We start from the raw sequence: 20,132 nt of genomic DNA, 5'->3' as shown, positions 1-20,132 counted from the left end.
CTTCGGTTTTTTGAGAGATTTTTACATGTCCATGATCCTGTGCATGAGTTATACTATTATGTTAAATTGTAATTTTTAATTGATTATATGGGATTTATCTTAAAAAAATACGATTTACTTAACCAGACACACGAGTGAAGCGATATTATCTACACAACATTCTGGGCATCAGCGTATTTTAATTAAAATCAGGTGTTTTTTCAGATTAACTCTGGGATTTCCAGCAATTTTTCACCTAAAAAAATATGGGGTCGTCTTTAACAGAATCTTCGGCCTGTTTTTTCTCTAATTCTTTCATTTTCTTCCTTACAGCAAGAATGAATCTAATTGCATCTGCAGACCTAACTTTTCTAACGGTTATTTTACCTGTGGTAAACCATATTCTAATTCGAGCATACCCGTAAAAATCAGTATCTTTCTTTTTATAGATACGTACTATATTTTTATACAGAACCAGCCCATCTTCCATCATTATGCCTGTAGGTGTCATAATTACTTTGTGCCTGTCACCGGTGACACTTAAATATTCATCTGCCCTGCTCTTTGGTGTGACTTTCCTTCGTTTTCTTTTTCTTTTATTAGGTATTTCAGATCCTTCCTTTTTCAACGGCATGATCAGTGCCTCCTCTAATAGAGTATATCATTGTCCTTAAAATTGTTTTGGAAAATAATCTGAAAAACATTACAATATCCAATTTAAATCATTTATCAGGTTAAAAATTGTGATTCTATATAAAAAAACAATAAGCTTTATTAAATGCTTAATTTAAATAAATTAAAGATATCATCAGCTTTAGAGATCATATTAATTTATTCTTGACATATTTTTTAATTCAAAGAGCATGATTTAAGTTGTTATTTGGTTATAACGCATTAAATGTTTTTTTTATTTTTAAAATATTTAATAAATTTTTTATTTGCAATTAATTTAGCAACATAGGTGTATTTTATTAATGTATTCTTATTAACCTGCAGGATAAGTATTAATCTTTTTATAAGAGTTTAACATAACTCTTTATGATCTTAAGTTTGGATTAGGATACTAATTGTGCAGGGGGTGAAAAGATATTAAAACAGGGAATTAAACGCGAAAGGAGGATTTTAATTCCATTAATGATTTTAAGCTTATCTTTGATTTTTAATTTCTGTGTTAGTAGTGTTTCGGCAGCTTCTGGCGATATTATTTATGTTAATGGTTCTGGAGGAAACGATTCATGGGACGGTCAATCTGCAACATATATATCCGGGACTACAAGTGGGCCAAAACTAAGTATTAAAAATGCGACAGGGACAGTAAACAGTGGTGGGACAGTAAACATTGCAGATGGGACCTACAAGGGAACTAACAACACCGAGATCATTATCTGCAGGGATATGAACATTATTGGCCAAAGTCAGACTGGTACTATTATAAACGGAACGGATTCAGCATGGATATTCAAGATTCAATCTAGTGCAACAGTTACAATCGAGAATTTAACAATCACAAATGGAAATGCATATAACGGTGGAGCTATTTACAATGATGGAAATTTAACTGTTTCAGACGGCAGGTTCACTGATAATTATGCATATGTTGCAGGCAGTGCTATTTACAATCATGGTACCTTGGCTGTGGTCTACAGCAGTTTCCTGAACAACGATGCAGATGGTGGTTTTGGTGATCCTGCATATAATTTTGCTGCTGGAACTATCTATAATGATGGTAATTTAACTGTAACTGACAGTTACTTCACAGAAAACTATGCCGGGCATGGTAATGGTGCAGCCATCCACAATAATGGTGTTTTAATCTTAACTGGCACTGATTTTATAGGTAACTCTGCCTATGGCTCGGGTGGGGCTATCTACAACGATAATGCTTTGATCATGGCTAACAGTAATTTCATTGCTAATGTTGCATATGCTGCAGGTGGGGCTATCTACAATATCGGTGCCTTGGCTGTAACTGACAGCAGTTTCCTGAACAATGTTGCATATGGGGCGTTTTATGCTCCATATATTTCGATTGCTGGCGGTGCCATTTACAACGATTACGGTGGAACTTATGCTGTGAATTCATGTTACTTTGAAGGAAACATTCCACAGGATATCTACAACAACACTGAAGCATCTTCAGGTTATGGCAGTGGTGTAATTACAGGTTCATCTGGTGATCACGGTGCCACTGGAAAAGCTGCAAGCAAAACTATGCCTTTACAAAAAGCAGGACTACCTTTAGCTGGACTTATATCTGCTGTTTTGCTAGTTTTAGGTGGGTTAACAGTTCCAAAAAGAAGGTAATTTCTTTTTTTTTATTTTTTAAAGATTGAATATTTTGAATTAGATTTTATTTTTTTCACATGACGTGTACTATAGATAGTTCCATTTATATATATGCAAATTAATATAATTAATTAATACATTCTGAGTAAAGGGGGTGTTTGAATGGGTTCTACCCAGGAAAACGCAATGATAATTTTAAAAGCAATGGTAGAAGGGAGCAGAAAACGCGGAAGCGGTGACGCTATAAAAAGGATGACCAATCTTGAGTGTGGCGAGATTAATGAGGGTATAGATTGCCTGGAAAAGATGCACCTGGTAAGAACGTTACCTGGTTGTAATACATTCAGGTATAAATTTTTGAATGTTATTCTAGAACCAGAAGGCTGCAGGTACTATAACGATAACATTGGGAGAATAAGGGACATCGCATAAAAAAAATATTATGGTGTTTCTTCGCTGAATGACTAAGTAAATCTCTATTTTTTCATTTTAAACATATAAACTTCCTCAGATTTCTAATGCTTTAATAAGATTTACATTTTTTCCATTTTAAATATTTAAAAACATTACTTTAAAATTCAAAAAGACTTTTTTAATAAATTTTACCAGTAAAATATTAATTGGGATAAACAAATAATATATACTGGTGATTAGATGGAAGTTATAACCTTTGTAGAGGGGAACGTCCCAATTTCAAAAATTAAAGAATTTGAATCAGATTACAAAAATTTAAAACAAAATGAGAAACCAGAAGGAATGATAGCATCATATTTAATTCAAGATGCTGATAGAAAGGGGCGTTATATAATTGAAACAGTGTGGGTCAGTCAGGAAGCCTTAGATAAAATGGGAAATGAGCAGCTGGAAGTGGTTGAATTATTTGAGAGATCGGGGATTAGGCCTACTATAAGGGCGTATAATATGGTAAATAACTTTTAGATTGTTTTCTTTTTTAATTTTAATTAAATTTAATCCAGATTAAGCTATTTTTGTGTGGAATTTTTTCATGTGCTCTTTTAAGGTCACTGAATTATATTAAGTACATTTTACTGACGGTTAAGTACATATCTATATTTAACAATAGTTATACATGTCAAAGAAAATGGAGGAAAAATACCATGAGCGTAAAAGAAGACATAAGAAGCCAGATAATTGGGGCACTTGCCGGTGCAAATTTCCCTATAAATACCCCTGAAGAACTTTTCGCGGCACTTCCAAACGGCCCAGACACAACCTGCAAATCTGGAGATGTAGAGTTAAAAGCATCAGACGCTGGTGAAGTACTCACAGCCGATGACTTCCCATTTAAAAGCGCAGAAGATGTTGCAAAAGCCATAGTTGAAGGAGCAGGGTTGTAAAATTTTACTCCTCAACTTTTTTTCTCTTATTTTTAACCTTATTTTTTCCTAATTTACCAAAAGAGGGGATAAAAAAAATGAAAATAGAAGTCTCAGACTGGATGAATGGTAATGAAGAAATTGAAATTGATGTTGAAACGATATCTGGTAAAGACCTGCTGGAACGCTTGGGGATATCTGTATTTGAAGCTACCATTACAAAAAACAGTGTTATTGTCCGTGAAAGCGAAATATTAACTAGCAGTGATAACGTGAAGATATTGAAGATGATTCACGGCGGTTAGTACTTTAATAGGGGCATATGCTGCAGAATATCAATAAATTCATGTATACTTTTTGAATGTTATTTTAGCTCTAGAATTCTGCAGTAACGCTAATATGAATGATAAAGTGATTTAGATAATTACTAGATTTTTTTTAAATATTTTTCCTTAATTTCAATGAATTCTTCTTCATTAAGCGCTCCTATATCTAATAATTCCTTTGCTTTTTTAATCTCATCCATTGGGCTAATTTCACCAGTATTTTCAATTTTTTCTTCTTCTAATTCTTTTAATTTCTCGCTTACAGCAATGATAAATTTATTGGCTTCTTTTTGGTTGACATCTTTAATCTTTATTGTGCCGCCATTAACCATTAATTTAAGTTTTACTCCCAGCACTGAATTATCTTTTTCAGTATAGATACCGTTAATCTTTTTGAAAGGAATTAAACTATTTCCTATTTTTATTCCTTCAGGCCCCATAATTAGACGATGTCCGTAACCAGTAACACTTACATAATCTGATGATTCTTCAATTTTCGATTTTTCTTCTATTTTGGTCCTAAGCATTTTTGATATTTCCTTGTTAGATGGCATAGCACGCCCTCCTTAATTAAGTTATATTATTGTTCTTAAAATCGTTTTGGAAATTTGAAATTGATTTTGAGAGAAAAAGGGAATGAATTCAAATTGTAGGCTGTTTTAGATTCATATTTTTGAAAGAGAAATTTTGCGGGCAAATGTTTCTACATTTTATCTATTATGCTAACTATTATCGCCAGAATAATTGTTAAAATGCAATGTCTCCATTTCCAACCCCATGGAAAAATTTCGCTGGATGAGTATCATAATATATTTGAACATGCTGCCAGATTGTACTGGAATAACGTAACTTTTTAAACTTATGAATTTTAGATATATTAAAAATTTACAATTTTTAATTTGTCAAACGAAGCTTACAAACATGAAACATGCAAAAACTTTGTTTTTTGACAGGTTAATTAAATTTAGAATACATAAACAATTTTTTATAAATTAATATCTAAAATGTACTGGTATTTATTATAACTCAGTTTAGATAAGTGCAAATGTTAAATAACAGATATAGGTGAATAACATGGATGAACATAAACAGGTAGAAGTTGAAATAGATGAAGATTTTTGTATTCTTGTAGACGAAGGCTTAGAGGACGTCATTAAAAATTTCTTTCACTGGGAAATTGAAACATGCAACTGCTGTATTGACTACAAGGAGTCAACATGGATCGAGTTCTGCGATTTTGAAGATTGGAAAAAATTTTTAGAGCTTGCATTACGCAACAACATTGAAGTCAAAGGTGCAGAGCCTGAACGCGAAACTCTCTGGGATTTTCTCCAGGTAAAAGCCAATGTAAAATTAGTTTTTGGTGAGGAACTTATAGATGATCCCAATAAGGAAGATGGTGTTTTAGGTACAGGTGTCCTTGTAATTTGTGTGGGCTTAATGTTTCCAAAAGAACTGTTAGGTGACTTTAAAGAGCTGTTGTTTGAAGTTTTGCCGCCGGAATAGGGTTTTCGGTTTTTGACTGGCGTGGGAATCTTTTGAAAATCAAAAGATTTCAGAATTATTTTAAACCTTATTTTTTTATTTAAAGCTGTACAATTAATCAAATATTTTGACTATTTGTATGTTGATCCCAAAAATTATACGTTAAGTGTTCAATAATTGAACATGGAAGTGTGAAAAATGTTAACTGAATTTTTCAGAAATTATCCCAGAATTAGAGTAATTGACCTCCTGCTTTCGCACCCGTACACTGAATACTCAAAAAAAGACATTGCAGAATGTGCTGATATAGCAAGAGGTACTTTATACGAATTTTTTGATGAATTAAATAAATATAAATTAATTAAACCCACAAGAAAAATAGGAAATACTCAGTTGTACTCTATAGATATGGATTCTCTGGCTGTAAAGGCTCTTAACGCATTTCAGAACATACTGGCAGCTACTGGGATTGGGGAAGAAGTAGAAGTGCATGGAGAAGTAGAAGATATAGATGGGCTTTTCAATGATATAGATAAGATATTTGAAGATGAGATGGGCAGTAGATGAGTAGTTCATCTTGTAAAAATTAATATTTTATTAAATGGAATTTTTTAATAATTTTTAAGATATTTTTGGAATCTGCCCTTTAAAAATCTATTTTCTTCAAGTAATGCTTTTATTCCTGGCATTTCTAATATATCTCGTATCATTTTAGGATTAATATAAATATCTGCCCCATGATGTGTCTTTTTGACTAGAATGATCCCTTCTAAAATCAGCTCATTTATAGCGTGTTTGGCTTTATTTTTTTCTCCCTTGGGAAATGACTTACATGCATTATCAATAGTGGTGTGCCGTTTGTTGATATAGCCATGTGCCAACAAATTAAATAATACTTTTTCTTTGGGATCTATGCTCATATTACAAGTTATGGTTAAATGTATTAAATAGTTAACGTATATTTTAAATACATCATTGTAGTATAATAATACATTATGGGGGGATTTTTTGCTTACAGAAATATTTGGGTCATGTCCCAAAGTTAAGGTCATAGATTTATTAATATCTAATCCATGGTCTGAATATACCAAAACAGACATTGCTAACTATTCTGGAATAGCAAGAAGTACATTATATAATTTTTTAGGTCAATTAGAGGAATATGGTATTATTAAACCTACAAAAATGGTAGGGCGCAGCCAGCTCTACAAGGTAAATATGGACTCTGAGATTACCCAACTTATCAGTGCGTTTCAATTAAGTTTAGCAGATATTGAAATAGGTAAACAGGTTAAATCAAGTCAAAAGGAAAGTGTGACACATATCTCTGAAGATTATAAAAAAGAGCTTTCTGAGATTAAAAAAGAAGTTAAAAAAGGTAAATTTGCTAAATAATTGTATTTAATGCTTGGTTTATAATTGAACTTATTTTTTGAGAGTTGCGGAAGAAATAGATCAATTTAAAAATCTTCAATTTCCACATCATTTAAAATATTCATTTTTTTATTTTTCCCATCAATTACAACAATTAACCTCTCATCTAACCTTATTAACTCTGCAAGTGGCTTTCCATCAAGCTTAGCGTTGAGTTTTCGTATTTTCCAGCTGTGTGTCATCAGCCATATTTCTAAGTCGCTTCTTTCTGGATATTTCTCTTTAATTTCCCGGTTTCTTTTATAATTAATTGTTAAAGGCATTATTCTCACCATAAAACTTTTTGACAGTTAGATATTTTAAATATCTTCTTTGAAGTTCTATATTAACCAATAAACCTTCAGAGATTTATTTTTTCCTTTTTAGGTCTTTAGACTTCTTTCCTTTTAGACATCTTGATAGGGTTAAAATTTTTGGAAAAAATTGGGGGAATTGCAGAAAAGAGTCTCGATCATGGATGAAGCATTTGAGTTTGCCAGTCAAAAGGCGTTTGAGGACTTTGGGATTAGCCAACCATAACTATATTAACAATATCTCAATAAATAATATTAAGTGGTTTCAATGTTTTCAGACGATTTAAATGAAATATTTGAATTAGAGGCCAATGCAAGGGCAAAAAGAAACGATTTAATAAACAGAATCAGGAAAAAGCTCGATGGTTTTAGGAGCAAGTTTCGGATCATCAATGAAATTAAAATAGGTCTCTTTGAAGATGATAAAGGTAAATTTATAAAACTAAGTTTTTTTACAGGCAGGGGATTTTCAATTAACAACCAGTTCATGGAAGAACTCACAGAAATCATGGAAACAGGCAGTTACAACCAGATATTTGTTGATACTGACAAGCTGGAAATCGATTTTTTCTACAAATAATTTTTTATAATTTTAACTAATTTTTAAAGCTTTTTAGATAGTATCCGTGCCATAAAACTATAGTTTGAATTTCTATTAAAGTCTAATTCTCCAAACTACAACTCCAACAGCAATTAAAATTAACCCTATAACTTGGAACCCTTTTCCGTGGGTTATTTTATACCCTAAAAACACATCCAAAGCGTTGATTACAAAAAGGGCGGCTCCAATTACAGTTAAAATTAGGGCAGTTTTGTTGTAATTAATTTTCATGTTAAATAGTAGATAGATACTTGCATAAATATTCGATTTTTTTGTTTTTATGAATTTAAATCTATTTAATTTATTTTTATCATATATTAAAGTTTAAAAATATAATTAGGCCTTGTTATACTTGTTTTAATCCATTAATTTTAATTACACTCCCTTTACAGAAAAAAACAAAACATTTATAAATAATGACCACCAGTTATAATAAATAATGACCAGTGGTTTTAAAAAAAAATTACCATTGGTTTTAATAAATAATGACCGTGAGTTTCAAAGGAGGTAAATGATATGAAATTTGGTATAGAATTTCTTCCAAACGAGCCAGTAGATAAAATTGTTAAGCTGGTAAAACTGGCAGAAGATGTTGGATTTGAATATGCGTGGGTTACAGACCATTATGACAACAAAAACGTCTATGTAACCTTAGGTCTTATAGCTGAAGGAACTGAAACCATAAAAATTGGTCCGGGGGTAACCAACCCCTACGTCAGAAATCCAGCCATAACTGCTTCAGCAATTGCAACTATAGACGAACTGTCAAACGGAAGGGCGACTTTAGGTATTGGGCCTGGAGATAAAGCCTCTTTTGACGCGTTAGGTATCGAATGGACAAAACCAGTAAGCACACTAAAAGAATCCATCGCCACCATGGAAACATTACTCAGCAAAGAAAAAACTGAAAGCGGTGCATTCCTTAAAGGCGTTAAAGCAGTGCAGGAAAAAGTACCAATGTATATGGGAGCTCAAGGACCTATGATGCTTAAAACCGCGGGTGAAATTTCAGATGGGGTCTTAATTAACGCATCAAACCCTAAAGATTTTGAAACTGCAATTCCGCTTATAAAAGAAGGGGCAGAAGCCGGCGGTAAAAATGTAGATGATGTAGATGTTGCAGCATACACCTGTTGTTCCATTGACGGCGATGCAGGTAAAGCTGTCGGGGCAGCTAAAATAGTAGTGGCATTTATTGCAAGAGGCTCACCAGCACCTGTTTTAAAAAGACACGGCATAGATGATGCTGCAGCTGGAAAAATAGCAGAACTTCTTGGTAAAGGAGACTTTGGAGGGGCAATAGCTGCTGTAGATAACAAGTTAATAGATGCATTCTCTGTTTGTGGGGCACCTGATGATTTCATACCAAAAATTGAAGCCCTGGAAGAAATGGGTGTAACTCAGTTTGTTGCAGGTTCACCAATAGGTCCTGATAAAGAAAAATCCATAAAACTACTGGGCGATGTTATTTCAACGTTTTAATCTTTAATCCAGACCAGTAGTTTATCACCGATGGATTAAAAAAACAAACATATTTTTTTTAATTTTTTATAGATATGTTAACATCATTAAAGGTTTTAGGGAATACAAATAATTACATAGCTGAATAGTTTATAACTCCAAAAAGCACTTTAATGAAGTGATCATATTGTATGGAAACAACCAAACACAGGTTATTTTAATAAACAATGTTACAGTTTAATTCAAAAAATAAGATATTTTTCCAGATTTATAATTAAAGGTTCAAATATTACTGGTTTCTCATGTTTCAAAAGTTGGTTTAGGTCATTGAATGAAACTTATTAAATTTTTTACTTTTTTTTATTTTTGTATGTCCTTTAAAACAGATAGAAAAAATTATTATTGCTTGAATCTGGAAAAGAATTCATTTATATGATAATTTATATAAATAAGGTAATATTAACTATTTTTTCGTGCTAATTTTCACAAAGAATTTAATTATATTTAAACATCTGTGAAACTAAATTAATGAGTATCATGTTAAACAAAGAGATTATATACCCTAAAATGATATATAAAGCTTTTAAAAATTGTGATGATTCGGTAAAATATTTAAAAAGTTTCATGAAAGATATTACTGAAGGTAAAAAAGCGGAAAAACAACTGAAAGAAAATGAACAAAGGTATAAGACTATTTTTAATTCATCTCCGGACTATATGATAATTATAGGATTAGATGGTAATTTAATAGATGTAAATAAAGCAGCGTGTGAAGTGGTAGGGTTAACTTGGGAAGAATTAGTTGGCAAGAACTTTAAAGAACTGAAATTATTGCTTGATGAAGAAATGTCATTACATGTGGACAATATATCCCATGTTTTAAGAGAAAATAAGACTAAAATTGGTGAATCAAGGTTTATTGATAGAAATGATGAAATTCGCTATGTTAAAACATATTTAACTCCATTAAAGATGAATAATGAAATATTCGCATTAAATGTGATCTGTCATGATATCAGTGAATCTAAAAAGGCAGAAAAAGCACTTAAAACATCAGAATTGTATTATAGAACTATTTTTGAGAATACTGGAACTGCAACATTAATAATTGGAGAAGATATTGTTATTTCTCTTGCAAATACTGAATTTGAAAAGTTTTCTGGATATTCAAAGGAAGAACTAGAAGGCAAAAAAAGTCTTATGGATTTTGCACTAGAAGAAGACCTGGAACAGTTAACGAATTATCATAATTTAAGGGGAAATGACCCTGATTCCGCTCCAAAAAATTATGAAATTAAGTTGATAAATAAACAGGGAGATATCCGAGATGTTTATGTAACTATTGACTTAATTCCTTATACAAGAGATCGGGTAATTTCTTTTTTAGACATTACTGAAAAGAAAAGATCAAAGAGAGCACTTAGAGAAAGTGAAAACCATTATCGTAAGTTATTAGAAAATTCATTTGATGCAGTTGTTATTCATAGTGAAGGTAAGATCATTTCTGCAAATAGTGCAGCAATTAAACTTTTGGGAGTAAAAAATCCATATAAATATTTTAATAAGTCATTATTTAATTTTGTGCATCCAAAGTACGATGAAATAGTATCAAAGCGCGTGCAAAACATGTTAGAGAAAGGTGAGACTGTTCCACCTATTGAAGAAAAATTTGTACGGCCTGATGGAACGATAGTATATGTGGAAGTTTTAGCAACAGCTTTCATTTATGAGGGTAAAAAAGCAATACAGGTTGTTTTTCGTGATATTAGTGAGCGTAAAAAAGCTGTAAATGATATTAAAGCATCGCTTAAAGAGAAAGAAACTCTTTTAATGGAAATACACCATAGGGTTAAGAATAATTTGCAGATAATTTCTAGTTTACTTGACCTTCAGGCTAATTATGTTGATGAGCAAGAAGCAATTAATGTTTTACAGGAGAGTCAAAACAGAGTTAAATCTATGGCTATAATTCATGAAATGCTTTATCAATCCACCGATCTGACCAGTATAAACTTCGTAAGTTACATCGAAAATCTGGTTCATGATTTATTTATTTCTTATGGTGCTAAAAACAATATTGAGTTCTTTATTAAATCTGAACCAGTTTTATTAAATATTGAAACTGCAGTTCCATGTGGCCTAATAGTAAGCGAACTGGTTTCTAACAGCCTAAAATACGCATTTCCAACGGTTTATGGCCGTGGACCTGAAAATGGAAAATTTTCAGATTCAAATCATGAGCCAGGGAAAATATCAGTGAGTATTAATTCATATGGGGAAGAGTTTGAACTTATTATAAGTGATAATGGGATTGGTTTCCCGGAAAATATTGATTTTAAAAATGTAAATTCATCATTAGGTCTGCGATTAGTAAATATGCTTGTAAACCAGTTAGATGGTTCTATAAAATTAGATAAAACTGAAGGAACAAAATTTAGGATAAAATTTAAAGAGTTAGAATATAATAAGAGATTTTAATTCATTTCAAGTTGATAATATAAAAGAATAATTAAAAATTGCTCATGCCCAGAATGTTGTGTAGATAATATCGCTTCACTCGTGTGTCTGGTTAAGTAAATCGTATTTTTTTAAGATAAATCCCATATAATCAATTAAAAATTACAATTTAACATGAAGTATAACTCATGCACAGGATCATGGACATGTAAAAATCTCTCAAAAAACCGAAGGTTTTTTGGGCTGCAAAATTCTATGAATTTTGCAAGCTGTCAAAATCTTTGATTTTGACGCGACAAATACGAAGTATTTGTCCGCTGCGATTTTTACTGTTACAAAAACCTTCGAAAACTGTTAAATCTTTGATTTGACGCATCGAAAATTGTAAATTTTCGAATGCTTTGTTTTCGAGGTTTCAAAAATCGAAAATTTTTGAAGACCGATAGTTTTTGTGAACATGAGCGTTAAAAATTAGCTATTAAATTATTCAACAGGTGTTAAACAATTATCTTTAATTTATTCAAGGTAATTTTATTTGAAATTAATCAACATCTATTAAACAAGTATTTTAAAGTTATTTCGGTTTTAATTTTAATATTTACAGGCAAATGAAATTTTAATTTTAAAAATAAATTATAAAAAGTTTGTTTTGCTGCCAGAGGTAATAAAGCATGGGCTCTTAGAAAATTGAAAATTAAATTTTATAATTTTTAACAAGATATCTTTTAAGCTTTGAAATTTGGTGGAGAGTGGATGTTTAAATTGATATGGAATACTACTAATTTTTAATAGTAAGGAATTAATATTAATATTTAATAACTTATACTTACATATTATAACAATGGTGTTCATGATATTTTTCGGTTATGATTAAATTATTCTGGAGTGGTTGAAGTTATTGGGGAAATAACAAAAAGTTTAATAATTTTGATTGCAGTTATCCTGATATTTTCTCCTTCAGCGTCTGCATGGCATGTAATTACACATGAAAACATTGCAGAAAAAATTTATTATGCAATGCCCCTTAACGTGCAGTATAACCTGAATTTAAGCGAGATGCAAGTTGGGGCTGCTGCTCCAGATTTAATATTTAAAGATAGTGGAGATAGGGGCCATAAATATCCAAAAAGCTGTGAAAAAGCTATAAAATGGCTAAAAAAAGGAAAAACAGCATATCATGAAGGCAACTATAATTATGCGAGTTACTGTTTTGGAGTGGCATCTCATTATATTTCAGATTCTTATGTAGTTGCCCATTGTGCAAATATCAGCCGATCAGACCATAGAAATTATGAAAGGATAGCTAAAGAAATGAAACCCTCTGCAATATGGTACAGGGAAGATCAGTTTAAAGACATAAATTTCTCTGTAGTAGGACATAATGAAAGTCTAAACTCAAAATTAACCGAAGCATACAAAACTGGGGAGACAAGATGGGACATGTGGATTGAAAAAAAGAGTATGGTCCTAGTTCAACTTGATTTAGATAATGCCGCTGTGATAGCTTATAATGCAATAAGGAAATGTGTTCATTAAGTTGTTTAAGATTTCATTGTTATTTTTATAAATATTAAATTATATTAACATTTAATTCCATAAAAACTGTAAGAATGTTTCTTTTATCTGGATTAAGATTTCATCTTTTAATATTTATTTTCTAAATAAACTGTAAATGGAATGTTTCATTTATTAAGAGTTCTTTATAGATTATATTGTAAACCATTATAACCATGATTGAATCTGTATTGAATATTACTCCAAATTATTCCTTATTTTTGCCTAGCACTCTGCAGATTTAATTTTTTTCACTTTTTAAGGTCACATAATGGAAGATCAATTTAAGACATCGTAAATCTTCAGCGCCTTTAAAATCTTAGTTATACCTTTTCTCGTGCTCATAACCCTGCCCAGCATAGTCCCTGATGTAATGCTGAGAATAAGGGCCAACAAGGGAGCTCCCTGCATCCAGTACCCTAAAAAATGTGTCCGGGTAAACACGAAGATCAAATAAAACACGAGAATAACCGCGCCTATTTTGTCTATGCGGCCGATAACATGGCTGGTCTCTTCGTCCCAGCTCAGGTGATACATGCGGCTGACTATTGTTCCTATTACAAAGCCTGTAATTATCCCACATGCCGCCAGTGAAATAGTAACTGTATGCTGCAGCACTTCAAAAGCTATAATAACCATCATGATGATCATTACAGCAGAATAGATTCTAAGCCTCATTATAAGACGCGGCTCAAGGTACTTGCGTATAAATTGTTTATTCATGTTATCTGTAGAATAGATCTAGCCAAACCACTGCTCTAAACTCTTTTGAGCTGGATTCAACTTCTTCAACTTGTCCAGAGCACTAACAACGCGGTCCGCCGAAAAATCATGTTCGTCAGATAAAAATTTAATTGCCTCTTCTTTATCTGGTTTATTCCACTTAATATCATAATCTTCAATAAAATCATGGTTTAAGAAGATATCCCTGATCTCCTGGGGGTCAATGTCCATTTCTGCTTTCAGGTGTTTCAACGCCTTGAAAACATCGCCGTGTTTTTTAATTAGATTACGTCCTTTTTTAGCTCCAACTCCTTTTATTCCCTCGTTGAAGTCAGTACCTACAAGGACTGCAACATCAACAAGCTGTTCGCGGGTTAGTCCATTCATTTCCAGGATTTCATTGAGGTTAATCATTTCTAGCCTTGATTTAGAGCCTCTGGCTGCTATGTTTTTAAGCATTCTAGACGCCCCAAAAAGCAGACAGTCGTAATCCTGCGACGCAACACACCATGCATCACCTCTTTCTACCATATAAGAAGCCTGAGCTTCACCCTCTGATATCGCCTGAATATAAGGGATGCCCATTAAGTCAAGGAGCTTTTTAGACCCTTCAATGATATCGGGGGTCATTCTGGATGAACGCATTGCAAATTTACGTGCATCTTCAATCCTACCTTCATCAACAGCTTTTTTCCACTGAACTTCTGCTTCTTCTCTTATCTGTCGCCTCCCGTCCTGCGTATCTTTTTTAAGGACATGGGCTTTGCCGTCAAAAACATAAATAGGTTTAATTCCCTTTTCAACAAGGGACGAGGTCCTGTAAAGGATACCACTCAGGTGAGACGTGACATTTCCCTGGCTGTCCATGAGTGGAGTGCCGTCCATCTGCCTGATACTTGATAAAAATTGATAAATGGTATTTGCGGCATCTAATGCTACTGTTTTGCCTTTCAATTCATCTAGTTTAATTTCATGAGAGGATACAATGTCTCTAAATTTAAGTCCCATTCTATATCACCTAACTTTTAAAAATAACGTCTGGGTTAAAATGATTGATCTTAAATAATTATCTGTGACTGTTTTATTAAATTTATCTAAACTGATTTTTGAGATTATTCTTTTTGTTTGATATTTATCATAAATTGTTTTTAGTACAAATCGCAAATTTAATATGAAGAATAGGATTTTCATGTCTGCAGTGGCCGTGATCTCTAAAAATCTCTTTTAAACTTATTATAATAAATGTTAATGGTCTTTTAATGTAGATTTGGGTATAAATCTGGTAAATCTTTAAATAAATTATAAAATTTATGTTTTATGAGGATAAATATGTGGGATAATTCGAAAATAGCTGTTATATTAATCTTAGTGATTTTAGCTGTATTTGGGGGCGCATCATGGTTTTTAAATGCTTCTCAAACTGAAGTTAATACCACTAGTAACATCACTGGCCAAAGCTTGACTAATGTCGCTTATGCCAATGTATCTGCAGCTGAAAAAATGGATATTTATCTTCCAAATACAACCGGACCTTATCCAGTTATTATAGCGATCCATGGCGGAAGCTTTTATAAAGGGGATAAAAACACTTCGGAAATAAATGCAATTAAACAGGCAGCTTTAGATAGAGGTTATGCTTTCGTCTCAGTTAACTACCGTTTAAGTAGTGAAGCGAAATTCCCAGCCCAAATTAATGATGTTAAAGCAGCTATTCGTTATTTAAGGGCTAATGCAAAACAATATAATATGGACCCCCGTGAAATTGGTGTTATTGGAAATTCAGCAGGGGGTTATTTGGCTGCACTGGCAGGTACATCGGGAGGCGTAACAGAGCTTCAAAATTCTAGCCTGGGAAACTCCAATGTTTCTGATAGAGTTCAAGCAGTTGTTGACTTATATGGGCCTATTAATTTCGGTACCATAGACCAGCAGTTCGTCGAAAGTGGAATTAATGGAGAAACATGTAACATAAGCAGTTCTCTGGAATCAAAACTCATGGGGCAGAATATTTCTACAATTCCTGACAAGGTGGCTAAAGCTAATCCTGAGACATACATCTCAATTGATGATCCAGCTTTCTTTATACAGCATGGAACTTCTGATAGAGTGATTCCTTACCAGCAATCTGTAGACTTTGCAGGTAAACTAAAAATCGTAATTGGAGATAAAAAAGTATATCTTGAAATTATTCAAGGTGCTGGACATGGGAATGAACAATTCTTCACTACTCTTAACATAAAAAAGATTTTAGACTTCTTTGATGCTAATTTAAAGCAATTTTAGGTTATTTAGAAATGCAATCTGCGATATATTAAGTTAAGTCTAGACTAATATAATAGATAACTCATTTAAAATATAAAAAAGAGAATATTAACTTATTTTGGGTAATATGTTTGAATTTCTAATTTATTCCCTGAATAAACTGTAAGGGAATGTTTCTTTTATCTGGATTAAGATTTCATCTTTGTAGATTATGTTGTAAACCCTTGTAAGCATGGTTGAATCTGTGTTAAATATTGACTTAAGCTCTTCATCGGGATCTTCAAAGCCTATATGGGTTACTTCCCTTCTTGATTCAATATTGTATTTCCTAAGTATGCGCCCAATAGGGATATCTGCCTTTAGGAGGTCTTCTTTGAAGTTATTGGTAAGTTTATCAACAGGAGTCAGTGATATGGCATGTATGAGCGGCTCTTCAGGCTTATGGCTCATAACTACTGTTCTGTAATTGATGGTATCTCCTTTATTGATGCCTAGATCTTGAGATTGAGCATCATCAGCTTCCTTGAATTCCTGAACAAGTGTTTCAACATTTATATGTCCTTTTAATACGTCCAGTATTGTTGTAACTGATCCATCAGTTGCAAGGAGTATTTTTTGGGCACTTGAGAGGTTTCCTATGTCGTTTTCCACTTCTTTTATTCGGTCCATTACATTCATGTTCATATTTTTCCCTTGAGTGTTTTTTATATACAAATGAACTTGAGGGGTTTCAAAGGTTCGTTATGGGTATATTTAAATCTTGTTCTGACAGGTTTTATGAATTTTTTATCAACCTAAAATCTATATTATTCCTAAAAAATGTTGATTGAAGGTGTACCTGAATTTGCAACGGTTGTTAATATTACATGTCATGTCCACAGTGTTTATAAATCTTGAGGATTTGATATTTCTCCTAAAACTGCTGAATAAGCTACAACTGCAGGATTTGCGAGGTACAGGTACGATTCTGGGTCTCCCATCCTACCCATAAAGTTCCTGTTTGTGGTGGAAACACATACTTCATCAGAACCTATAACTCCCATATGGGCTCCTAAACATGGCCCGCATCCTGGGTTGCATACTATGGCTCCTGCATCTATAAATGTTTCAATAAGCCCTTCTTTTAAGGCCTGTTTATATATATTAGCTGAGGCAGGTATTACAAGCAGCCTTACATCTTCATGTACATTTCTACCATTTAAAACTTCTGCTGCTTCCCTTAGATCTTCAAGCCGTCCGTTGGTACATGACCCGATGAGTGCCTGGTCTATAGATACACCTTTTACGTTGGAAATACCTTTAACATTATCCACGTCATGAGGGCACGAGATTTGAGGTTCAAGGTCATTTACATCAAAAGAGTATTCTTTTTCGTAGACGGCATCTTTATCTGACCTGACAACTTCAAAATCAGTGATCCCTATATTTTTCAGGTATTCAAGGGTCTTTTTATTTGGTTCCATGATTCCATTTTTGGCTCCCATTTCGATTGCCATGTTGCAGATGGTCATTCTTCCTGCAGGGTGCATTGAATCAATTGTTTCGCCGTGGAATTCCAGTGATTTGTAGGTAGCGCCAGATGACCCGATTTCACCAGCCGCGTTGAGCACAACATCTTTTGCAGATACAAATTTCCCCAATTCACCGTTAACAGTTACTTTAAATGCTTCAGGTACCATGAACCAGGTTTTACCAGTTGCATATACCATTGCAAGGTCTGTTGCACCCATACCTGTTGCGAAAGCTCCAAAAGCTCCATAAGTACATGTATGTGAATCTGCACCGACTATGACTTTTCCTGGCTTGATATAACCTCTTTCAGGCAGTACCTGGTGGCATATACCTTCCCCATGAGTATATAAGTTTGTTATTCCTTGTTCCTTTGCAAATTTCTTTGCTACCTTTTGAAATTCGGCAGAGCCAATGTTATTTGCAGGAATATTGTGATCAAAAACAATAACAATCTTCTCAGGGTCCCAAACCTTTTGGGCAACATTGTGAAATGTTTTTATGGTGGGCGGTGATGTTCCGTCGTGTGACATTGCTAAATCGATGTCAGCTTCGATAATTTCTCCGGGATGTACTTCTTTTTTCCCTGATGCTCGTGAAAGTATTTTTTCTGTGATATTCATAAGATCAAACCTGGGATATAAATGTTTAAAGGTGTTTTAAAATAGTAAATTATAGGTCTGCCATACTGCGTACAGACCGGACTATCTCATTGAAAAGTTCGTCGTTTATGTATTTGCCTTTTTCTCTACTTTTCTTAACCTGATCAACGATTTTACACAGTTCGTCATTGGTTACTTCGATTCCGCATGCGTCAAGTTTCGCTTTAACTGCCCTGCAGCCTGAATGTTTTCCAAGGACTATTTTTCTGTGGTGGCCAATTAGTTCTGGTAAAAAGGGCTCATATGTAAGTGGTTCTTCGATAACTGCATCTACATGAATTCCTGATTCATGTCTGAACACGTTTCTTCCCACTATTGCTTTGTTATCAGGTACTGAAACACCTGTAAGTTTTTCAACCAGTCTTGAAAGTTCATAGAAATGTTTAATGTTGAATCCTAAATCAAGGCCGTAAATAATTCTTAAACTCATTACCAGCTCTTCAAGTGATGTGTTACCTGCTCTCTCACCTATTCCATTTACAGTAGTTGATGCAGCGTTTGCACCACCAAGGAACCCTGAAATAGTGTTTGCAACTGCAAGTCCAAAGTCATTGTGACAGTGCATTGCTATCCCTGTCTTAATTTCTTTCCTTATTTCTCTTACGAGATATTCTGCACCTTGAGGGCTTAACGCGCCTACTGTATCAGCTATGTGTATTCTATCAACGCCATATTCTTCGGCTCTTTTATAGGTATCTTTTAAAACATTTAAATCAGTTCTGGTGGCATCTTCGGCTGAAAATGCTACAAAAACACCGTGGTCCTTTGCATATTCAACAGCCCCCATACACATATTTAAGACCTCTTCTCGGGTCATGTTAAATTTGTGTTTTAAATGGAGGTCTGAAGTTGCCATGAATGTAATTATACCGTCAACGTCGCAGTCCAGTGCCACATCGATGTCTTCTTTTTTGGTCCTTGATAAACAGATTATCTGTGCATCTAAATCTTCATCTACGATTCCTTTAACAGCACGTTGTTCTTCTTCAGAAACTATTGGAAATCCAGCTTCTATTTGATGTATTCCAAGTTCATCAAGTTTCCTTGCAATTTGTAACTTTTCAGAAGGTCTTAAACATACTCCGGGGGTTTGTTCCCCATCTCTCATTGTTGTATCATATATTGTGATATCTTTTGGAAATTTTAAATCTACCGAGTCGTTATAAGGACTGACAAAATATTTCAAAACGTTCCCCACCTTAGTTTATTTTCCGTTTATGCGCGTTGTATTAATTAATATCTTAAATGTAATGCGTACCTTAAATCGTGCTTTATTTTGATACTTGTATGGTTTAACGATTTTTTACATTACTATTCAAGTTATGAAATTATATTTATCTAAATTGATCTAAGTAGAATAATAACTGTATATTAAGTTTAGTTTTTTTATCATTTTTACCTTTTTAAGCTATGTACTTTTTGTTTTTAATTTATATAAAATATAGTATTTGCATTTTTTGTGATTATTTATCTATTTTCAACGTATTATTATCCAAATGGCAACCTTAAATGAAATTAAATTGACAAAAAAAGAATAAATTTTGGAAATTACATGTAATTATTCAGTTTAATAGTCCATATTTAAGGATAGTTTATAATATTAATTTATAGTGAATGACCAAATATTTGACTAACATTCATGTTTGGATTGTTGTGTTGTTACTACTATAATTTATGTAATCGTTGATTAAGATAATGGGAATTTTTTTTAAATGACTTCAATTTAATTAACCAATATAATAATTTAATATGAGGTATAAACT

The 20,132-nt window shown here is 32.9% G+C and carries 24 protein-coding genes; 14 read left to right on the top strand and 10 right to left on the bottom strand.

Going from position 1 to position 20,132, the window contains the following annotated elements; genetic code table 11:
* Positions 1–235: 235 nt before the first annotated feature.
* A complete protein-coding gene (locus ASJ80_RS11980; RefSeq protein WP_069585431.1) occupies positions 236–613 on the bottom strand; it encodes a hypothetical protein in 378 nt (125 codons plus the stop codon).
* Between the two features lie 500 nt (positions 614–1,113).
* Here ASJ80_RS11980 and ASJ80_RS11975 point away from each other — a divergent pair, with 500 nt between their 5' ends.
* The 5 genes from ASJ80_RS11975 to ASJ80_RS11955 all read left to right on the top strand — a co-directional run bounded on the left by ASJ80_RS11975 (position 1,114) and on the right by ASJ80_RS11955 (position 3,907).
* Positions 1,114–2,283, top strand: coding sequence for a hypothetical protein (locus tag ASJ80_RS11975; protein ID WP_069585429.1), 1,170 nt, complete (start codon positions 1,114–1,116; stop codon positions 2,281–2,283).
* Positions 2,284–2,427: 144 nt separating this feature from the next.
* Positions 2,428–2,697, top strand: coding sequence for a hypothetical protein (locus ASJ80_RS11970; RefSeq protein ID WP_069585427.1), 270 nt, complete (start codon positions 2,428–2,430; stop codon positions 2,695–2,697).
* Positions 2,698–2,919: 222 nt separating this feature from the next.
* Positions 2,920–3,204: a hypothetical protein gene (locus tag ASJ80_RS11965; RefSeq protein WP_069585425.1), complete on the top strand. Its 285-nt coding sequence runs from the start codon at positions 2,920–2,922 to the stop codon at positions 3,202–3,204.
* A gap of 179 nt (positions 3,205–3,383) precedes the next feature.
* The gene (locus ASJ80_RS11960) at positions 3,384–3,623 is read left to right on the top strand and encodes an MTH865 family protein (RefSeq protein WP_069585423.1); all 240 of its coding nucleotides are present in this window, start codon (positions 3,384–3,386) and stop codon (positions 3,621–3,623) included.
* 77 nt (positions 3,624–3,700) lie between these two features.
* Complete coding sequence (locus ASJ80_RS11955; protein WP_069585421.1) at positions 3,701–3,907, top strand: ubiquitin family protein; 207 nt, start codon at positions 3,701–3,703, stop codon at positions 3,905–3,907.
* Positions 3,908–4,029: 122 nt separating this feature from the next.
* Here the strand turns inward: ASJ80_RS11955 and ASJ80_RS11950 are convergent, their stop codons facing one another.
* A complete protein-coding gene (locus ASJ80_RS11950) occupies positions 4,030–4,482 on the bottom strand; it encodes a hypothetical protein (protein ID WP_069585419.1) in 453 nt (150 codons plus the stop codon).
* Positions 4,483–5,002: 520 nt separating this feature from the next.
* On the opposite strand from ASJ80_RS11950, the gene ASJ80_RS11945 reads away from it, so the two are divergent.
* Together ASJ80_RS11945 and ASJ80_RS11940 are read left to right on the top strand one after the other, a co-directional pair.
* A complete protein-coding gene (locus ASJ80_RS11945; protein WP_069585417.1) occupies positions 5,003–5,434 on the top strand; it encodes a hypothetical protein in 432 nt (143 codons plus the stop codon).
* 177 nt (positions 5,435–5,611) lie between these two features.
* Complete coding sequence (locus ASJ80_RS11940; protein WP_069585415.1) at positions 5,612–5,980, top strand: helix-turn-helix domain-containing protein; 369 nt, start codon at positions 5,612–5,614, stop codon at positions 5,978–5,980.
* 44 nt (positions 5,981–6,024) lie between these two features.
* Here the strand turns inward: ASJ80_RS11940 and ASJ80_RS11935 are convergent, their stop codons facing one another.
* Positions 6,025–6,333 carry a hypothetical protein gene (locus ASJ80_RS11935; RefSeq protein WP_069585413.1) on the bottom strand — a complete coding sequence of 103 codons (309 nt, stop codon included), beginning with the start codon at positions 6,331–6,333 and terminating at the stop codon, positions 6,025–6,027.
* Positions 6,334–6,421: 88 nt separating this feature from the next.
* On the opposite strand from ASJ80_RS11935, the gene ASJ80_RS11930 reads away from it, so the two are divergent.
* Positions 6,422–6,808, top strand: a complete 387-nt coding sequence (locus ASJ80_RS11930) for a winged helix-turn-helix domain-containing protein (protein ID WP_069585411.1) — start codon at positions 6,422–6,424, stop codon at positions 6,806–6,808.
* Between the two features lie 65 nt (positions 6,809–6,873).
* Here the strand turns inward: ASJ80_RS11930 and ASJ80_RS11925 are convergent, their stop codons facing one another.
* Positions 6,874–7,110 (bottom strand): hypothetical protein, encoded by a 237-nt coding sequence (locus ASJ80_RS11925; RefSeq protein ID WP_069585409.1) that lies wholly within the window; start codon positions 7,108–7,110, stop codon positions 6,874–6,876.
* Positions 7,111–7,408: 298 nt separating this feature from the next.
* On the opposite strand from ASJ80_RS11925, the gene ASJ80_RS11920 reads away from it, so the two are divergent.
* Positions 7,409–7,720 (top strand): hypothetical protein, encoded by a 312-nt coding sequence (locus ASJ80_RS11920; RefSeq protein ID WP_069585407.1) that lies wholly within the window; start codon positions 7,409–7,411, stop codon positions 7,718–7,720.
* Between the two features lie 75 nt (positions 7,721–7,795).
* On the opposite strand, the gene ASJ80_RS17130 is transcribed toward ASJ80_RS11920, so the two are convergent.
* Positions 7,796–7,972 (bottom strand): hypothetical protein, encoded by a 177-nt coding sequence (locus tag ASJ80_RS17130; RefSeq protein WP_176720323.1) that lies wholly within the window; start codon positions 7,970–7,972, stop codon positions 7,796–7,798.
* Positions 7,973–8,257: 285 nt separating this feature from the next.
* On the opposite strand from ASJ80_RS17130, the gene mer reads away from it, so the two are divergent.
* The 3 genes from mer to ASJ80_RS11905 all read left to right on the top strand — a co-directional run bounded on the left by mer (position 8,258) and on the right by ASJ80_RS11905 (position 13,195).
* Positions 8,258–9,223 carry a 5,10-methylenetetrahydromethanopterin reductase gene (mer, locus tag ASJ80_RS11915; protein WP_069585405.1) on the top strand — a complete coding sequence of 322 codons (966 nt, stop codon included), beginning with the start codon at positions 8,258–8,260 and terminating at the stop codon, positions 9,221–9,223.
* 603 nt (positions 9,224–9,826) lie between these two features.
* Positions 9,827–11,680, top strand: a complete 1,854-nt coding sequence (locus ASJ80_RS11910) for a PAS domain-containing sensor histidine kinase (RefSeq protein ID WP_176720322.1) — start codon at positions 9,827–9,829, stop codon at positions 11,678–11,680.
* A gap of 864 nt (positions 11,681–12,544) precedes the next feature.
* Positions 12,545–13,195 carry a zinc dependent phospholipase C family protein gene (locus tag ASJ80_RS11905; RefSeq protein ID WP_069585660.1) on the top strand — a complete coding sequence of 217 codons (651 nt, stop codon included), beginning with the start codon at positions 12,545–12,547 and terminating at the stop codon, positions 13,193–13,195.
* A 297-nt stretch (positions 13,196–13,492) separates the two neighbouring features.
* Here ASJ80_RS11905 and ASJ80_RS17125 read toward each other — a convergent pair whose 3' ends face one another.
* A complete protein-coding gene (locus ASJ80_RS17125; RefSeq protein WP_176720337.1) occupies positions 13,493–13,657 on the bottom strand; it encodes a hypothetical protein in 165 nt (54 codons plus the stop codon).
* Positions 13,658–13,748: 91 nt separating this feature from the next.
* On the opposite strand from ASJ80_RS17125, the gene ASJ80_RS17695 reads away from it, so the two are divergent.
* Complete coding sequence (locus ASJ80_RS17695; protein WP_255360720.1) at positions 13,749–13,877, top strand: hypothetical protein; 129 nt, start codon at positions 13,749–13,751, stop codon at positions 13,875–13,877.
* 77 nt (positions 13,878–13,954) lie between these two features.
* Here the strand turns inward: ASJ80_RS17695 and fen are convergent, their stop codons facing one another.
* A complete protein-coding gene (gene fen / locus ASJ80_RS11895) occupies positions 13,955–14,944 on the bottom strand; it encodes a flap endonuclease-1 (RefSeq protein WP_069585658.1) in 990 nt (329 codons plus the stop codon).
* A gap of 321 nt (positions 14,945–15,265) precedes the next feature.
* Here fen and ASJ80_RS11890 point away from each other — a divergent pair, with 321 nt between their 5' ends.
* On the top strand, positions 15,266–16,219 hold the full coding sequence (locus ASJ80_RS11890; RefSeq protein ID WP_069585657.1) for an alpha/beta hydrolase: 954 nt from the start codon (positions 15,266–15,268) through the stop codon (positions 16,217–16,219).
* A 123-nt stretch (positions 16,220–16,342) separates the two neighbouring features.
* Here ASJ80_RS11890 and ASJ80_RS11885 read toward each other — a convergent pair whose 3' ends face one another.
* The 3 genes from ASJ80_RS11885 to ASJ80_RS11875 all read right to left on the bottom strand — a co-directional run bounded on the left by ASJ80_RS11885 (position 16,343) and on the right by ASJ80_RS11875 (position 19,555).
* Positions 16,343–16,882, bottom strand: coding sequence for a chorismate lyase (locus tag ASJ80_RS11885; RefSeq protein WP_069585656.1), 540 nt, complete (start codon positions 16,880–16,882; stop codon positions 16,343–16,345).
* A 200-nt stretch (positions 16,883–17,082) separates the two neighbouring features.
* Positions 17,083–18,330 (bottom strand): homoaconitase large subunit, encoded by a 1,248-nt coding sequence (gene hacA / locus ASJ80_RS11880; protein WP_069585655.1) that lies wholly within the window; start codon positions 18,328–18,330, stop codon positions 17,083–17,085.
* 49 nt (positions 18,331–18,379) lie between these two features.
* Positions 18,380–19,555 carry a homocitrate synthase family protein gene (locus ASJ80_RS11875; protein ID WP_069585654.1) on the bottom strand — a complete coding sequence of 392 codons (1,176 nt, stop codon included), beginning with the start codon at positions 19,553–19,555 and terminating at the stop codon, positions 18,380–18,382.
* Between the last annotated feature and the right edge of the window lie 577 nt (positions 19,556–20,132).

The organism is Methanobacterium bryantii (genome assembly GCF_002287175.1).
GTDB classification, from domain to species: domain Archaea; phylum Methanobacteriota; class Methanobacteria; order Methanobacteriales; family Methanobacteriaceae; genus Methanobacterium_D; species Methanobacterium_D bryantii.
Note: the sequence above shows the minus strand (reverse complement) of the source record. Positions and strands in the feature narration are given on the sequence as shown.

Excerpts from the sequence above, each read along its gene's own strand:
- ASJ80_RS11960 (WP_069585423.1), top strand. The coding sequence starts at position 3,384 with ATGAGCGTAAAAGAAGACATAAGAAGCCAGATAATTGGGGCACTTGCC.
- ASJ80_RS11920 (WP_069585407.1), top strand. The coding sequence starts at position 7,409 with ATGTTTTCAGACGATTTAAATGAAATATTTGAATTAGAGGCCAATGCA.
- ASJ80_RS11945 (WP_069585417.1), top strand. The coding sequence starts at position 5,003 with ATGGATGAACATAAACAGGTAGAAGTTGAAATAGATGAAGATTTTTGT.
- ASJ80_RS11950 (WP_069585419.1), bottom strand. The coding sequence starts at position 4,482 with ATGCCATCTAACAAGGAAATATCAAAAATGCTTAGGACCAAAATAGAA.
- ASJ80_RS11980 (WP_069585431.1), bottom strand. The coding sequence starts at position 613 with ATGCCGTTGAAAAAGGAAGGATCTGAAATACCTAATAAAAGAAAAAGA.
- ASJ80_RS11975 (WP_069585429.1), top strand. The coding sequence starts at position 1,114 with ATGATTTTAAGCTTATCTTTGATTTTTAATTTCTGTGTTAGTAGTGTT.
- ASJ80_RS11940 (WP_069585415.1), top strand. The coding sequence starts at position 5,612 with ATGTTAACTGAATTTTTCAGAAATTATCCCAGAATTAGAGTAATTGAC.
- hacA (WP_069585655.1), bottom strand. The coding sequence starts at position 18,330 with ATGAATATCACAGAAAAAATACTTTCACGAGCATCAGGGAAAAAAGAA.
- ASJ80_RS17130 (WP_176720323.1), bottom strand. The coding sequence starts at position 7,972 with ATGAAAATTAATTACAACAAAACTGCCCTAATTTTAACTGTAATTGGA.
- ASJ80_RS11925 (WP_069585409.1), bottom strand. The coding sequence starts at position 7,110 with ATGCCTTTAACAATTAATTATAAAAGAAACCGGGAAATTAAAGAGAAA.
- mer (WP_069585405.1), top strand. The coding sequence starts at position 8,258 with ATGAAATTTGGTATAGAATTTCTTCCAAACGAGCCAGTAGATAAAATT.
- ASJ80_RS11910 (WP_176720322.1), top strand. The coding sequence starts at position 9,827 with ATGAAAGATATTACTGAAGGTAAAAAAGCGGAAAAACAACTGAAAGAA.
- ASJ80_RS11955 (WP_069585421.1), top strand. The coding sequence starts at position 3,701 with ATGAAAATAGAAGTCTCAGACTGGATGAATGGTAATGAAGAAATTGAA.
- ASJ80_RS11890 (WP_069585657.1), top strand. The coding sequence starts at position 15,266 with ATGTGGGATAATTCGAAAATAGCTGTTATATTAATCTTAGTGATTTTA.
- ASJ80_RS11965 (WP_069585425.1), top strand. The coding sequence starts at position 2,920 with ATGGAAGTTATAACCTTTGTAGAGGGGAACGTCCCAATTTCAAAAATT.
- ASJ80_RS11885 (WP_069585656.1), bottom strand. The coding sequence starts at position 16,882 with ATGAACATGAATGTAATGGACCGAATAAAAGAAGTGGAAAACGACATA.
- ASJ80_RS11935 (WP_069585413.1), bottom strand. The coding sequence starts at position 6,333 with ATGAGCATAGATCCCAAAGAAAAAGTATTATTTAATTTGTTGGCACAT.
- fen (WP_069585658.1), bottom strand. The coding sequence starts at position 14,944 with ATGGGACTTAAATTTAGAGACATTGTATCCTCTCATGAAATTAAACTA.
- ASJ80_RS11970 (WP_069585427.1), top strand. The coding sequence starts at position 2,428 with ATGGGTTCTACCCAGGAAAACGCAATGATAATTTTAAAAGCAATGGTA.
- ASJ80_RS17695 (WP_255360720.1), top strand. The coding sequence starts at position 13,749 with ATGCGGCTGACTATTGTTCCTATTACAAAGCCTGTAATTATCCCACAT.